Consider the following 15655-nt stretch of genomic DNA (forward strand, 5'->3'; position numbering starts at 1 on the left):
TACCCCACGATAAGAGAGGCATAAGTTATGAGAAATGAATTTCAGTTTGAGCTTGAAAAACTGAACCTTAGACATAGGCGAAAGCGTGTGTGGTATCGTATCATTTCAGTGCTGTGTAGTATAGCAGTATTTGTGACAACATATGCGTTGATATTGCCTGCAATTACCTTAGAGGCTTCATCAGATTCTTTTATCATAGAAGAAAAACTGCCACAAATATATGAACTTTCAGACGGAAAACTTAAAGAGTGTCAAGAATTAAGCAAAAAAAGCTCAATCAATATAGAGTCTTTTATCGGCAGAACAATTTATCTAAGGTCAACGCAAGAAACACAAAATATATATTTCAGTGGTAATACAAGCTCGTTTAAAGTTAACAATAGCGATTACATAAATTTTGATAGTGATATCGGCTTATTGACAATTCAAAAAGATATTCCTAAGGGTACAACAGTTATTTTAGGTTCAGAATTATCAGAAAAAAGCATAAATATAAAAATAATTAATGAGTGCAACATAAGCTTTGATACTAATGGTGGAAACGGAGTATTTGAAAAAATAACAGGTTCAAGCGATGAGATATATACTCTGCCGAAAGAAGAACCTATATTAAAAGATAAATGCTTTATAGGCTGGAAAGCATCTGACGGAACGATATACAAATCAGCAGGTGCCTATAAGCTTACAGAAGATGCCGCTCTCATAGCACAATGGAAAGATATAGATTATGGCGCATATGAAAGTACCTATCAAAAAGTGCTTGAAGCCTCTACACTCGATGAATTGTGGTCTATACTTGGTGATAGCGAGTTTGAGGATTTTTGGATAAGTCTTAATGAAAACGAGCAATCAACCTTTGAGAAAAAGTATCAGAAACTTTTAAACGATACTGCTTCACAGCAAGAATTGAACGCAAATTCAGAAACACTTTCTGTAAGCGTTTCTGGTAAGCTTCCAAAGGATAGCATTCTCAAGCTAAATAATGTATCTGAAAAAATGTCCGATTACATCAAGGAAAATCTTCAAGGATTGGAAGATGAACTTCCTTTTGAGGTTAAGCTTGATACATTGGATATTTCAGTAGTGGATAAGTATGGTCATAAATTTACTCCAAGCGAACCGCTTAAAATGAATATTAAAAAGCTTAATGGCAGTTACGATTCTGAAAAATATGATTTATTTGTTGCTCATCTTATGGACGATACTTTGGCAATAGATAAGGCGATAGATTCCGACACACTTCAATTTGCCGAGCTTTCTGAAGAAAGCTTGCCATTATTTAAAGATGAGCTTAATGCAGTTCCTTCATCAGCAGAAAAATCAGATGATAGCATTGCATATACCGAACATAAAGCAGAATCAAATCAAGATGGAAGTATTACCATTCCTGTTGAAAGCTTTTCTATATATCAGGTGGCTTCTGTAAATGTCACCACAGGAACTTATATCAGAGCAAATTCAACTATAGAAATGAATGTCGGCGAAAGCAGAGTTTTCTATGAAAATACCAATGAAGCTCACGCCACTTGGACTGTTACCGACCCGACAGACGCTGTTCTCTGGAATTTGCACGACCCCGGCAAACAAATAGAAAACGAAAAATGGATGCAAAAATATGTATGGATAAAGATTACAGCACAGCACCCGGCAGATAAGATTACAGTAACGGCTAAATACGGAAATAGCAATAAGAGTGAGAAATTTTATATATCAATACCGGAACCAAATTTCTATATTCAAAATTCTATACCTAAAGACGGCAATATTTCCGTACATTCAGATATTCAAAATGTTGTTTCATACAAATGGAGTAAAGAATCCGGAAAGATTGTTGATGAGGCGCTATATCCGAATGACACTTCTCGTATAAATGTTACTATTGATATAGAATTGACATATAGCGGAACACTTATGGCAAATGCTGATATTGGCGTTGAAGATGTAGAGAAAAACACAAATACAGCTGAACTTCAATGGATAACTGACAAGGGCGAATATAACGACGAAGAAAAGACAGTTGTTACTTATACATTTGGTCTTGGTATATTAAAATATGTTGCAAATACAGAAGAGCGTACACCGCTTGCAGGTGCAAAATTCCAGCTTAAAGATTCAAACGGAAATGTTATCACACTTTTGAAGTCCAAGAGTATGAACGATGTTTATTATATCAATAATGCTACAACACAAGCTTATGCAGATTGTGTATATACAGATACGACAAGTGTATTAAATGAAGTTATAACTCCTGCTGATGGTGAAATCCTTATAATCGGTCTTAAAGACGGAGGTTATCAGTTCGTTGAAACAGCTGCACCGGCAGGCTATAACCAGCTTAAAGACCCTGTTAATGTAACAGTAAGCAAAGATACTTCTGATGCTACTATTGATGATATAAACTGCGTAATAACTCCATTAGCTAACTCAAAGGGTACACTTCTTCCTGAAACAGGTGGGGTAGGTACAATAATCTTTATATCACTTGGTGCGTTGATTGCTGTGGGTGCTGGTTTATTCCTTGTAACAAATAAGAGAATGAGCAAAGAAGATATTTAAAGCTATATAAAGTATTTCTCCGAGGGAGAGCGAAACTCCGCTCTTCCTCGATTTTTATGCGGTGGCGTGCCGCCACTGTCAAGACACGGAATCGCATCAGATGACTATCTGCGACAAGTCTCGCTCGTAATATATTAGGGAAGATTGTTGCCGCGGTCGAGGAAATTCTCAATTAACTACTGTACTTTCCTAAGACAGCTAAAAGTTTTGCTCAAGCTTTTTCAAAAGCTTGCAGTTTCCAAAGGCAGAGCCTTTGGTCGCCGTCCGCAGACGGCGAAACTCTCTATACTTCTTTAAGCGCAGGAGGGTAGAAAAACATTCCGGTGGAATGTTTTTCGTAGGGAACCCTCGCAGGGGGTTCACTGAAAGATAATGTTGCTAAAACCTTGAACTTGATAGCTTTTCAAAGCTACTATCGAACCCTAAATAAAATGATAAGCATGGGAAGATAGCTATGAATAAAAGAAAAATTATAAGCCTTATATTACTTGGCATATTTTTTATAGGCTTGTCGATATTGCTATATCCATCAGTGAGCAATTATTGGAATATGAAAAGACAATCGAGAGCCGTAGAGGACTATAATGACTATGTAAAAAATATTAAGCCTGAAGATTATAGCAAGATATTTGAACAGGCGGAAAATTATAATAAAAGTCTTGCTGATTTAGATTCTCCGCTTACGGAATATACAAAGCTTAAAAATTACGAAGATACTTTGAATATCAATGATAATGGTATGATAGGGTATATTTCTATTGATAAGCTCAGAGTGGAACTTCCTATTTATCATGGTACAAGTGATACAGTTCTTAGCTCTGCTTGCGGACATCTTGAAGGTTCAAGTTTTCCTATCGGAGGAGAAGGCACACATTCGGTTTTATCTGCACATAGAGGACTTCCCTCAGCAAAGCTATTTTCCGAATTAGATAAGCTTGAGGAGGGAGATACTTTTAAGATTACAATTCTTGATCGAATATTGACATATAAGGTTGACCAAATAAGAATAGTAAATCCTGCGGATATAAACGATGTTCAGCTTGAGAGCGGTAAGGATTATTGCACTTTGCTGACTTGTACACCCTATGGAATAAACACCCACAGATTGCTTGTTCGTGGCGTAAGAACTGAAAATATCGAAGAAGAAAATTTATCAATAACATCAGATGCATATATTATAGATAAATTTATAGTTACCTCTGCCGTTGCATTGCCTATTTTACTTTTATTGATAATTTATGTATTCTTTAAACCAATAAAGCAAAAACTGCCATTAGAAGAGGAGGGAGAGGAAATATGAAAAAGAGGCTTATTGTTATAATTACAATTATGCTATCTATGCTTATGCCTATATCAACTACAATGGCATTATCCTCAGTCGATGCTAAAGAAAAAATTGATATAACAAGGCTCTGCTCTTTGGAATTGCTTTATTCTTCAGGCGAAATGCAATTTGATGAACTGAATGTACAATTATATAAAGTAGCAGAGGTTTCAGAAGATTTTCAGTATACTTTGATCGGAAAATTTGCAAATTATCCTATAAGCATAAATGATATATCCTCGCAAAGTGAATGGAAACAATTAAGTACAACACTTAATTCATATATGCTTGCGGATAATATTTCACCGACCAAAACAGCCATAACAGACCACAATGGTAAGGCAGTATTTTCGGATTTATCCTGTGGCCTGTATTTGGTATCGGCAGTTGACGCTGCAGAAAACAATCAAATATATCATTTTTCTGAATTTGTACTTTCAATTCCAATAGTTAATGATGATGGTAAACTGAATTACAGTATTAATGCAAAACCTAAATCTATTAAAACAGAACCAGTAAATAGTCAAGTTGAGTATGAAGCAGTAAAGCTGTGGAAAGATTCAAATAGTGATAAACGACCAAGCAGTGTTGAGATTGCTATATATAAAAATGGAGAGTTTCAAGAGAGCAAGACTCTTAATAGCGAGAATAACTGGTCGTATTTCTGGAGAGCAGTTGACGATGGCAGTGAATGGACAGTTGTTGAGCGAAATATTCCAAATGGTTATAAGGTCAGCATAGAGAAAAATGCAAAAAGCTTTGTTATAGTGAACACTTCTTCAGAAAAAATTACCACTCCGCCAAAGACTGGCGATACTAATAGCAAGATTTATACTATTGCATTTGCAACACTTGGAACAGCTTTAATTATAACTGTTTTGATAATTTCAAGGAAAAGAAATAAGCTTAATGAAAAAATTTAATAGATTATTACTAATTACAGGTTTGGTGCTTATATTAAGTTTACTGTTATTATTGATTTTTAATTTGCAGAAATTTAATAAATCTGATGAAAACCTATCAATAATTGCTGAAAAGATAGAAAAGCTTATTCCGAAAAAAAGCGAGGTTGGTGTTTCAAACAGTTTTGCTTGTGAAATGCCAAGTATTGAAATAGATGGCTGTGACTTTATCGGACTTATTGAAGTGCCAAGCTATGGAATAAAGCTACCGATATATTCAGAATTTGAGGAGTATATGCCAAAAGTTTATAGCGGAAGTATATATAATTATTCACTTATTATAGAGGGGAGGTATTTGGAAAATCAATTTAATTTCGCCGATAAAATTGAGGTAAGAGAGCAGATTATATTCACAGACCTATATGGCAATGTATTTCGCTATAAAGTTAAGCGAATAACCCATTCAGATAATATCAATTCTGAAAAATTTCAATCTGATAATCAAGCTTTAACGATTTTTGTAAAATATAATAGTTCCTACATCATAATTTATAGTGAATAATTTAGAAAGTACAGAGCAAATAAAAACATTTGTTCTGTACTTTTTTGTTTATATGTGTTATAATAAAAAATTAGCAATTGTAAATTCTAATTAAAAGATAGATTTTTGCTAAATCGTTAATCAATTTAAAGTTATGAAATGCCCTTTTTAGGGCTTAATTTTGTTTAATTTTTATGAAAAACAAAATTCGACTTGTTTAGTACCAAGCTTTGGGATTATAATGCGATGTATAGGAGGTTGAATATGTCAGAGTTTAAGCTTCATTCCGAATATAAGCCGACAGGCGACCAGCCACAGGCAATAGACGCTATATGCAAAAGTATAGAGGCAGGAAACAGAGAACAAACTCTTATGGGTGTAACAGGTTCAGGAAAAACCTTTACAATGGCAAATGTTATTGCAAGAATGAACCGACCAACGCTTGTTCTTGCTCATAATAAAACTCTTGCGGCACAGCTTTGCAGTGAGTTCAAAGAATTTTTCCCAGAAAACGCTGTTGAATATTTTGTGTCATATTATGACTACTATCAGCCTGAGGCATATATTCCAACAACCGATACCTATATAGAAAAGGATTCCGCTGTAAATGACGAGATAGATAAGCTTCGCCATTCTGCAACTTCTGCACTTTCCGAACGCCGAGATGTAATAATTGTTTCGTCGGTTTCATTTATTTATAGCTTGGGTAACCCGATTGATTATCGCACAATGGTAATTTCACTTCGTCCGGGTATGGAAAAAAGTCGTGACGATTTGCTTAAAAAGCTTGTTGAACTTCAATACGAGCGAAACGATGTAAATTTCACCCGTAATAAGTTTCGTGTCAGGGGAGATGTTGTCGAGATATATCCGACAAACTCTGATGAGAATATTGTTCGTGTTGAATTTTTCGGCGATGAAATAGACCGTATAACAGAAATTAACGCTGTCAGCGGAGAAATTCGTGGCACGCTAAAGCATGTTGCGATTTATCCTGCGTCGCACTATATCGTTCCAAAAGATAAGATGGAAATAGCTATTGCAGAGATTGAGCGAGAGCTTGAGGAACGCATAAAATATTTCAATGATAAGGGTAAGCTGCTTGAGGCTGAACGCATAGAGCAAAGAACCCGCTATGATATAGAAATGCTTCGTGAAATAGGCTTTTGCACAGGTATTGAGAATTATTCAAGAGTACTTTCGGGCAGAAAACCCGGCAGTAAGCCCTTTACCTTGCTCGACTATTTCCCTGATGATTTTCTGCTTTTTGTTGATGAATCTCATGTTATGCTGCCGCAGGTAAGGGGAATGTTTGCAGGCGATAGAGCAAGAAAGGAAAGCCTTATAGAATATGGTTTTCGCTTGCCAAGCGCTTTAGATAACAGACCGCTGAACTTTGATGAGTTTTACGAGCATATAAATCAAGCGGTTTTTGTAAGTGCAACCCCGGGCGATTTCGAGAAAGAGCATAGCGCCGAGATTGTTGAACAGGTTATCCGTCCTACGGGACTTCTTGACCCGCTTATAACCGTAAAGCCGACCGATGGTCAGATGGACGATTTGATTTCAGAAATCAATATGCGTACGGCGAAAAATCAGCGTGTTCTTGTAACCACTCTCACCAAAAAGATGGCAGAGGATTTGACTGAATATTTCACTACAATGGGTATAAAGGTTCGCTATATGCACCATGATATTGATACGGTCGAGCGTATGGAAATTATAAGAGATTTGCGTTTGGGCGAATTTGATGTGCTTGTCGGAATAAACCTTTTGCGTGAGGGTTTGGATATTCCGGAAGTTTCACTTGTTGCTATACTTGACGCTGATAAAGAGGGATTCCTGAGAAGTGACCGTTCGCTTATTCAGACAATCGGCAGAGCCGCAAGAAATGCTGATGGCGAAGTAATAATGTATGCTGATGAGGTTACAAAGTCTATGGAAAAGGCAATATATGAAACCGAACGCAGACGAGCTATTCAGCAGAAATATAACGAAGAACATGGAATAATTCCTAAAACAATTATTAAAAAAGTCAGTGATATTATTGAGATTTCTACTCATTCCGACGACGGAAAGAAATCCAAAAAGAAACTGACAAAAGCAGAAAGGGAAAAACTCATAGAACAGCTTACAAAGGAAATGAAAGCGGCTGCAAAGCTTCTTGAATTTGAACACGCAGCCCTTTTAAGAGATAAAATTAAAAAGCTGAGAACAGGGGATAACAAGTAATTAGATGAATTATTGATATATTAGTTTAAAAGGGGCTGCTATTTTGGCAAAGAAAAAACAAGAATATGGAAATGAAAGTATAGTAACCTTAAAGGGTGCGGATAGAGTTCGTAAGCGTCCTGCCGTTATATTCGGTTCGGACGGTATAGAGGGTTGTCAGCATTCGGTTTTTGAGATTCTCTCAAACTCTATTGATGAGGCTCGTGAGGGTTACGGAAATAAAATAATAGTTACACGCTATGAGGATAAATCTGTTGAAATTGAAGATTTCGGCAGAGGTATTCCGGTAGATTATAATAAAAATGAGGAACGCTTTAACTGGGAGCTTGTTTTCTGCGAGCTTTATGCCGGCGGTAAATTCAATAATAACGATGCAGAAAGCTATGAGTTTTCTCTCGGACTTAACGGCTTGGGACTTTGTTCAACGCAATATTCCTCCGAATATATGGATGTAGATATTCGTCGTGACGGTGAACGCTACACTCTACACTTTGAAAAAGGCGAAAATATCGGTGGTTTAAAGCGAGAAAAGTATTCCAAGAAGGATACGGGCACAAGAATCCATTGGCGACCAGATTTACAGGTTTTTACCGATATTGATATAAGTAAGGAATATTATATAGAGATTATCAAGCGTCAGGCTATTGTAAATGCAGGCGTTACATTTATTTTCAGAAATCAAGTCGGTAAAGATTTTGAAACAACTGAATTTAAGTATGATAACGGCATAACAGACCATGTAACAGAGCTTATCGGCGAAAATGGTATGACACAGGTTCAGACATGGAAAACAGAGAGAATAGTTCGTGACAGAGAGGACAAGCCTGAATATAAGGTTAAAATTAATATTGCAATGGCCTTTTCAAATAAGATTAGCTGTGCCGAATATTATCATAATTCAAGCTGGCTTGAACATGGCGGTGCTCCTGAAAAGGCTGTAAGAAACGCTTTCGTATATCAGATTGACTCTTACTTAAAGCAAAATTCCAGATATACTAAAAATGAAAGCAAAATCAATTTCTCTGATGTAGAAGATTGCCTTGTAATAGTGATTTCATCTTTTTCAAGCATAACCTCATATGAAAACCAAACTAAAAAAGCTATCACAAATAAGGGTATTCAAGATGCTATGACAGAGTTTCTCCGTCATCAGCTTGAAATATATTTTATAGAAAATCCACTTGATGCAGAGAAAATCGCAAATCAAGTTTTAATCAATAAACGCAGTCGTGAAGACGCTGAAAAAACTCGCCTTAACATAAAGAAAAAACTCACAGGCAATATGGATATGACGGGCAGAGTTGCAAAGTTTGTTGACTGCCGAAGCAAAGATGTAGAAAGACGAGAGGTCTTTATAGTTGAGGGTGATTCGGCTCTTGGTGCTTGTAAACAGGCCCGTGACCCGGATTTTCAAGCAATTATACCAATCAGAGGTAAGATACTTAACTGCTTAAAGGCGGGCTATGACCGAATTTTCAAGAGCGAAATTATCACCGATTTATTAAAGGTTCTCGGTTGTGGTGTAGAGGTTAAATCTAAGGCTAATAAGGATTTATCCTCATTTGATATAAATAATCTCCGTTGGAGCAAGGTTATACTCTGTACTGATGCCGATGTTGACGGTTTTCAGATTAGAACACTTCTGCTCACAATGCTTTATAGATTAACACCAACTCTTATAGACGAGGGAAAAGTTTATATTGCAGAATCTCCGCTTTATGAGCTTAACACTAAAGATGAGGTCTATTTTGCATATACCGAAGCGGAAAAGGAAGAATTTATTAAGAAGATAGGCAATAAGAAATTCACTATTCAGCGTTCAAAGGGACTTGGTGAAAACGAGCCTGATATGATGAGCCTTACAACAATGAATCCGTCAACACGCAGACTTATAAAGGTTTTGCCTGATGATGCAAAGCGTACAAGTGAGATATTTGATATCTTGCTTGGAGATAATCTTGACGGCAGAAAAGAATATATAGTAGAAAACGGAGTAAAGTACATTGATAATATAGATGTGTCCTAATATTTGGTAGTTCATCGATAGTTTCCAAATTCGCGGCAACAAGCTTTTCTCATCAATGTCGAAGTTTTGCAAGGCAGAACCGATTACGCGTCTTGGGAGCGGTGACTCGCCGCAAAGTTTAGGTCAAGCCTTTTTAAAGGCTTGCAGAGTCGAGAGACAGCGTCTCTCGTGGGGTTTTGGAAAAGCTCCAGTACAAAAATTCAAGGGGTAATGATATGGCAAGAAAGAAGAAAAATACACCTCATATAGAACCTAAGCTGCATGGATATATTGCAGGAGCAGGTGAGATTGTAGAGCAAAAAATAGCTGATACAATAGAAGAAAACTATATGCCGTATGCTATGAGTGTTATACTTTCTCGTGCAATTCCTGAAATTGACGGTTTTAAGCCGTCACATAGAAAATTGCTTTATACTATGTATAAAATGGGACTTCTCGGTGGTGCAAGAACTAAATCCGCAAATATAGTCGGACAAACAATGAAACTTAATCCGCATGGTGATAGTGCGATTTATGATACTATGGTTCGTCTTAGCCGAGGCTATGAAGCACTGCTGCACCCATATGTCGATTCCAAGGGTAACTTCGGTAAATTTTATAGCAGAGATATGGCGTGGGCGGCATCAAGATATACCGAGGCACGACTTGACCCGATATGTGCAGAGCTTTTCGGTGATATAGATAAGGATACCGTAGATTTTGTTGATAACTACGATAACACTCTTAAAGAACCAACACTTCTTCCGGCAGCATTTCCGTCCGTACTTATAAATGCGAATACAGGTATTGCTGTTGGTATGGCAAGTTCTATCTGTCCTTTCAATCTTAGAGAGGTATGCGAAACAACTATTGCGCTTATGCGTAACGAAAAGCACGATGTTTCCGAAACGCTTATTGCACCTGATTTTCCGGGCGGTGGTCAGATTGTATATGATAAGAAAACTATCGAAAATATCTATAATACAGGTAGAGGAAGTATAAAGGTTCGCTCACGCTATACCTATGATAAATTTGATAATTGTATTGATATAACAAGTATTCCTCCGACAACAACCTCAGAAGCTATAATTGATAAGATTATTGAGCTTGTAAAGCTTGGCAAGATTAAAGAAATTTCTGATATTCGTGATGAAACAGGTATAAGCGGTCTTAAAATCACAATCGATCTTAAGAGAAATATTGACCCTGATAAGCTTATGCAGAAGCTTTATAAAATCACACCGCTTGAGGATAGTTTCTCCTGTAATTTTAACGTTCTTATCGCAGGAACACCGAGAGTTCTTGGCGTTAAGGACTTACTTAACGAATGGATTGCATTCAGAGTTGAGTGTGTAAAACGCAGAACCTATTATGATTTGCACAAAAAAGAGGACAAGCTTCATCTTCTCAAGGGACTTGAAAAAATTCTCCTCGATATTGATAAGGCTGTAAAAATCGTTCGTGAAACCGAAGAAGAAAGCGATGTGGTTCCAAATCTTATGATTGGTTTCGGAATTGATGAAATTCAGGCTGAATATGTAGCTGAAATTAAACTTCGTCATCTCAATCGAGAATATATTCTTAAACGCACAGATGAAATTGAAAATCTTGAGAAAGATATTGCCGAGCTTAAATCAATCCTCGAAAGCAAAACTAAGGTTAAGAATATAATCGTAAAAGAACTTACCGCTATTGCTGAAAAATATGGTCAGCCACGAAAGAGTATGATTATTTATGCTTCTGATATTGTTGAAGCTGAAGTTGAGGAAGAGATTCCTGATTATCCTGTAAATCTATTCTTTACAAAAGAGGGATATTTCAAGAAAATTACTCCGCTTTCACTAAGAATGAGCGGTGAACAGAAGCTAAAAGAGGGAGATGTCATACAGCAATCGCAAGAATCTATGAATAATACGGATTTGCTGTTTTTCAGTGATAAATCACAGGTTTATAAAACAAAGGCTCGTGATTTCTCTGATACCAAAGCAAGCGTACTTGGAGAATTTATCCCTGCCAAGCTGAATATGGACGAGGGCGAGAGTGCTATTTATATGATTGCCACTACCGACTATTCGGGTTATGTTTTCTTTTTCTTTGAAAACGGCAAGGTTGCTAAAGTTAGCCTTAAAGCATATGAAACAAAGACCAACCGTAAAAAGCTGACAGGCGCATATAGTGATAAAGAAAAACTTAGTGCAATAGTTTTTGTCAATGATGAGGATAGCGAAATTCTTATGCGTTCATCGTCTGGCAGAGCATTATTATTGCATACAGGTGCTATTGCCTCAAAAACCACAAGAAATACCCAAGGTGTAGCTGTATTCAAGCAAAGAAAAGGTCATCGTCTGATTTCTGCGGAATTATATCATGATGGTATGCTTCAAACGCCTCAAAGATATAGAACAAAGTCTATTCCGTCATCAGGAGCGCTGCCGACAGCAGAAGAACTTGAGGGCGAACAATTAGAGCTTAAATAATAAGAACGGCAGAATCCGTTTTTACTTTGGATTCTGCCGTTTTGTTATGAATAGCAAACGCATTTTATTCATAACTGTTATTATTATGTTTAGTTATAAAACATATTATGCAATTTAGCTTATGTAAAATTATGGTAAAATCTTGTTTACTTAATTAGACTTTACTTGACATTTTCATTATATACAATTATAATCCTAAAGTGTATGAAAATTTTAAATATTGGAGGAAAAATATGAAGGTCGTTATTGATATGATTCGTGGCTTTTGTATGGCTATGGCGGATAGCGTCCCCGGAGTTTCGGGTGGCACGATTGCTTTCCTGATGGGTTTTTATGATAAATTCATCAATTCGCTGAATGATTTGATTTCAGGAAAGAAAGCTGAAAAAATTGAAGCATTAAAATTTTTAGCTAAGCTTGGAGTTGGTTGGGTAGTTGGTTTTGTATCCTGCGTTTTGATTCTCACAAAGCTTTTCGATACTTATATTTACGAAATCAGCTCATTGTTTATTGGTTTAACACTTTTCGCAATACCGGTTGTTTTCATTGAAGAAAAGAAAAGCCTTAAAGGAAAATATTGGAGTGCGTTTTTTGTGATTCTTGGTGCAGCACTTGTATTTTGCATTACATATTTCAATCCTACGAGCGGTGGAGAAAGTAGTATAAACCTCGGACAACCAAGTTTTCAGCTTGGAATAAGCCTGTTCTTTGTAGCAATGATAGCAATTACTGCAATGGTTCTCCCGGGAATTTCAGGTTCAACACTTCTTTTAATTTTTGGATTTTATTTACCTGTCATTACATCAATAAAAGAATTACTTCATATGCATTTTGAATATTTGCCAATGATAATTTGCTTTGGATTAGGAGTAATTGCTGGAATCGTTTTGATTATTAAGCTTGTGAAGCTTTGCTTGGAAAAGTTCAGAGCACAGACGATATTCTTTATTTTCGGACTTATGATTGGTTCTCTCTATGCAATAGTTATGGGACCTACAACACTTGATGAGCCAAAACCGATGATGGATTTCTCGACATTCTCAATTATTCCGTTCCTTATCGGTGGAGTAATAGTAATAGGCTTACAACTTTTCAAGAATCGCAAGAGCCGTAAAGAAATCGCCGCAAAGCATTAAATATACCTAATAAAAGCTGTCGCATATCTTTTTTGAGATATACGACAGCTTATTTTTACCCATTTTTTGGAGCAATTATAATTGGCTGAAGCTGTTTACCCATAAATGCTGCTTCAACAACCTGTGGAATCAATTCAAAATCGGCAACTAATGATTTTGGCTTTTTTATAGGAGCGTCCTGTCCGAATGGTACGAAGAATATGTGCTTTGTATTTAACATTCTGCCTATACTTTGAGCAGAAGCACCGAGAGCATCATTTGTTGCAATAGCAAGGATAAGCGGCTTTTCCTGTCTTAGATGGGATTTAGCTGCCATTGTTACTGGCGTATCTGTTATCCCATAGGAAAGCTTTGAGATGGTGTTTCCCGTACAGGGAGCAATAAGCATAATATCCGTCATAGCCTTAGGACCAATAGGCTCAGCGTCGTTGATGGTTCTTATGATTTTTCGCTTTGTTTTTTCTTCGATTTCCTCAATAAAATCTTGTGCTTTGCCGAAACGGGTGTCAGTAGTTGAAGCGTTATATGACATTATTGGAAGCACATCATAGCCCGCATCTATCAATGCGTCTATCTGGGGAATTGCTCGTGAAAAGGTGCAAAAAGAACCGCACATAGCAAATCCCACCGTTTTGCGTGTCACCGTAAATCCTCCTCTGTTATATTATAAACAGCGTTCTTTATGATTTCTCCGGCCGCTTTTGGTGCAACACGCCCTGGCAGCGATAATGCCCGCATGGCTTTAAGCCCCATTCTTTCGCAGGCTTCGAGGTCAACACCCCCTGGTAGTGAGGCTAAATCTATAATAATCGTGTCCGAACCGCTTGGAGCGATACGAGCAAGAGTATGTGAATCTAAAATCATAAATGGCACTGTATTAAATATCAAGTCGAATGCGGTGTGTCCTTGTGGCATAAGAGAAAGCTCATTGGTTTTAAGTGATTTAAATCCCTTTGCCTGAATATATGCCATATCGCTTTTCTTTCTGGCACTGACAGAAACTTTAGCACCAAGACCTCCAAGCATATCTGAAAGTACCTTGCCGATTCTTCCATAACCTATTACAAGACAGTTTGAACCATTTATTGTTCCGTCATATTCGTGCATAGCACATTCAATCGCACCTTCACTTGTAGGAACGGCATTCATAACGGCAAATTCTTCTCTTTTAGAGTAATCAAAAACCATACTGGAATTCCAGAGGGAGCTTGTAGAGAGAAGATTTTCCTTCATACCGCAGAAAACATATTTGCCTGAACAGATTTTTGCGAAAGAGTCATCAAGTGTAATAGAATTTTTAGAAAATGGAGCATTAAGAGTTGTACCGTTTTTGGTAACAGGAAGTGGAAGTATAACGATTTCAGATTTTCTTATAGCAGTTTTGAAATCAAGCATATCAAAGGGTAAAGAAAACCTACATTCTTCAAAACAAGAAATGCAGACAGAATAGCCGTCATTCAATATAGCTTTGGCACAATATAATTGACGCAAATCGCCACCTATAACGCAAAAAGAATTATTTATCAATAGGATTACCTCCCGCAATCAGACTTGATACTATATAATATGTTTGCAATAAAGTTTAGGTGCAGATGATAGTCCATATTGCGGGAGATAAGAACTTTACATAAACTGAGCCTTGAGAGTATCTAATGCTTTTCGTTCAATTCGGCTTACATAAGATCGTGAAATATTTAGTTTTTTTGCAATTTCACGCTGAGTCAGCGGGTCACTGCCATCAAGACCGTAACGCAAAGTGATTACAAGTTTTTCTCTTGGTGTGAGACATTTTTCTATGTAAGTTTTAAGCTTTTCACTTTTAAGTTTTATATCAAGATTGTCTACAAAATCGTCTTCTACAGACATTATATCCATAAGCGTAAGCTTATTTCCGTCACTATCGGAGTCGATTGCGTCGTCAAGCGACATATCCTGAGCGGATTTTTTACTATTTCTGAAATACATAAGAACTTCGTTTTCAATACATCTTGAGGCATAGCTTGAGAGTCTGATATTTTTATCAATATCAAAGGTATTTACGGCTTTAATCAAACCGATTGTGCCGATTGAAACTAATTCGTCTGTATCACTGCAAGAAGCATAATATTTTTTTGCAATGTGTGCTACAAGCCTTAGATTATGCTCAACAAGCTTGTTTCTTGCTTTTATATCTCCATTTTTCCATTTTAAAAGACATTCACGCTCTTCCTTTGCCGAAAGAGGTTTCGGAAATGAGCCTCCTCCTGTAACATGAAGTATGAAGAACATAGAAAATTGGTTCAGAAGTTTTAAAATTAAATCAAACATAACGCACCTCCATAAAAAATTTAACCTTACTAATTTTTATGCGTGGAATATTTTGTTTTGCTTGTCTTTTAAATAAAATTTTGACAAAATTTATTCCAAGATTGATAATTTGCAAAAAATTACGAATGATAATAAAGAAAGTGACGAGCCTTATCAAAGCACGACACTTTATGAA

11 protein-coding genes are annotated in these 15655 nt (G+C 36.6%); 8 read left to right on the plus strand and 3 right to left on the minus strand.

Features of this window, described 5'->3' with window-relative positions:
- Window positions 1-27 precede the first annotated feature (27 nt).
- The 8 genes from ACLU24_RS01975 (at window position 28) to ACLU24_RS02010 (ending at window position 13173) form a co-directional block, all read left to right on the plus strand.
- Window positions 28-2556: a SpaA isopeptide-forming pilin-related protein gene (locus tag ACLU24_RS01975; protein WP_412609999.1), complete on the plus strand. Its 2529-nt coding sequence runs from the start codon at window positions 28-30 to the stop codon at window positions 2554-2556.
- Between the two features lie 454 nt (window positions 2557-3010).
- Window positions 3011-3856 (plus strand): class C sortase, encoded by an 846-nt coding sequence (locus ACLU24_RS01980; protein WP_412610001.1) that lies wholly within the window; start codon window positions 3011-3013, stop codon window positions 3854-3856.
- Window positions 3853-4803 (plus strand): Cna B-type domain-containing protein, encoded by a 951-nt coding sequence (locus ACLU24_RS01985; protein WP_412610003.1) that lies wholly within the window; start codon window positions 3853-3855, stop codon window positions 4801-4803. Before ACLU24_RS01980 ends, ACLU24_RS01985 begins: the two co-directional genes overlap by 4 nt.
- Window positions 4790-5344, plus strand: a complete 555-nt coding sequence (locus ACLU24_RS01990; protein WP_412610005.1) for a sortase family protein — start codon at window positions 4790-4792, stop codon at window positions 5342-5344. The genes ACLU24_RS01985 and ACLU24_RS01990 overlap by 14 nt, the downstream gene beginning before the upstream one ends.
- A 243-nt stretch (window positions 5345-5587) precedes the next feature.
- Entirely contained in the window at window positions 5588-7555 is a 1968-nt protein-coding gene (gene uvrB / locus ACLU24_RS01995; protein ID WP_412610007.1) for an excinuclease ABC subunit UvrB, read from the plus strand.
- 43 nt (window positions 7556-7598) lie between these two features.
- Window positions 7599-9581 (plus strand): DNA gyrase/topoisomerase IV subunit B, encoded by a 1983-nt coding sequence (locus tag ACLU24_RS02000; RefSeq protein ID WP_412610009.1) that lies wholly within the window; start codon window positions 7599-7601, stop codon window positions 9579-9581.
- Window positions 9582-9796: 215 nt separating this feature from the next.
- On the plus strand, window positions 9797-12037 hold the full coding sequence (locus ACLU24_RS02005; protein ID WP_412610010.1) for a DNA gyrase subunit A: 2241 nt from the start codon (window positions 9797-9799) through the stop codon (window positions 12035-12037).
- 233 nt (window positions 12038-12270) lie between these two features.
- Window positions 12271-13173 (plus strand): DUF368 domain-containing protein, encoded by a 903-nt coding sequence (locus ACLU24_RS02010; protein ID WP_412610011.1) that lies wholly within the window; start codon window positions 12271-12273, stop codon window positions 13171-13173.
- 55 nt (window positions 13174-13228) lie between these two features.
- Here ACLU24_RS02010 and ACLU24_RS02015 read toward each other — a convergent pair whose 3' ends face one another.
- The 3 genes from ACLU24_RS02015 to sigK all read right to left on the minus strand — a co-directional run bounded on the left by ACLU24_RS02015 (window position 13229) and on the right by sigK (window position 15480).
- Window positions 13229-13816 (minus strand): dipicolinate synthase subunit B, encoded by a 588-nt coding sequence (locus ACLU24_RS02015; RefSeq protein WP_412610012.1) that lies wholly within the window; start codon window positions 13814-13816, stop codon window positions 13229-13231.
- Complete coding sequence (dpsA, locus tag ACLU24_RS02020; RefSeq protein ID WP_412610013.1) at window positions 13813-14700, minus strand: dipicolinate synthase subunit DpsA; 888 nt, start codon at window positions 14698-14700, stop codon at window positions 13813-13815. Before dpsA ends, ACLU24_RS02015 begins: the two co-directional genes overlap by 4 nt.
- 96 nt (window positions 14701-14796) lie before the next feature.
- Window positions 14797-15480, minus strand: a complete 684-nt coding sequence (sigK, locus tag ACLU24_RS02025; protein WP_412610014.1) for an RNA polymerase sporulation sigma factor SigK — start codon at window positions 15478-15480, stop codon at window positions 14797-14799.
- Window positions 15481-15655 lie beyond the last annotated feature (175 nt).

The organism is Pseudoruminococcus sp., assembly GCF_047012705.1.
In the GTDB taxonomy this organism is placed as follows: domain Bacteria; phylum Bacillota; class Clostridia; order Oscillospirales; family Acutalibacteraceae; genus Pseudoruminococcus.

Bases quoted from the DNA above. Each gene is read 5' to 3' on its own strand.
- ACLU24_RS01975 (WP_412609999.1), top strand. From the start codon at position 28: ATGAGAAATGAATTTCAGTTTGAGCTTGAAAAACTGAACCTTAGACAT.
- ACLU24_RS01980 (WP_412610001.1), top strand. From the start codon at position 3,011: ATGAATAAAAGAAAAATTATAAGCCTTATATTACTTGGCATATTTTTT.
- ACLU24_RS02005 (WP_412610010.1), top strand. From the start codon at position 9,797: ATGGCAAGAAAGAAGAAAAATACACCTCATATAGAACCTAAGCTGCAT.
- ACLU24_RS02010 (WP_412610011.1), top strand. From the start codon at position 12,271: ATGAAGGTCGTTATTGATATGATTCGTGGCTTTTGTATGGCTATGGCG.
- ACLU24_RS01985 (WP_412610003.1), top strand. From the start codon at position 3,853: ATGAAAAAGAGGCTTATTGTTATAATTACAATTATGCTATCTATGCTT.
- sigK (WP_412610014.1), bottom strand. From the start codon at position 15,480: ATGTTTGATTTAATTTTAAAACTTCTGAACCAATTTTCTATGTTCTTC.
- ACLU24_RS01990 (WP_412610005.1), top strand. From the start codon at position 4,790: ATGAAAAAATTTAATAGATTATTACTAATTACAGGTTTGGTGCTTATA.
- uvrB (WP_412610007.1), top strand. From the start codon at position 5,588: ATGTCAGAGTTTAAGCTTCATTCCGAATATAAGCCGACAGGCGACCAG.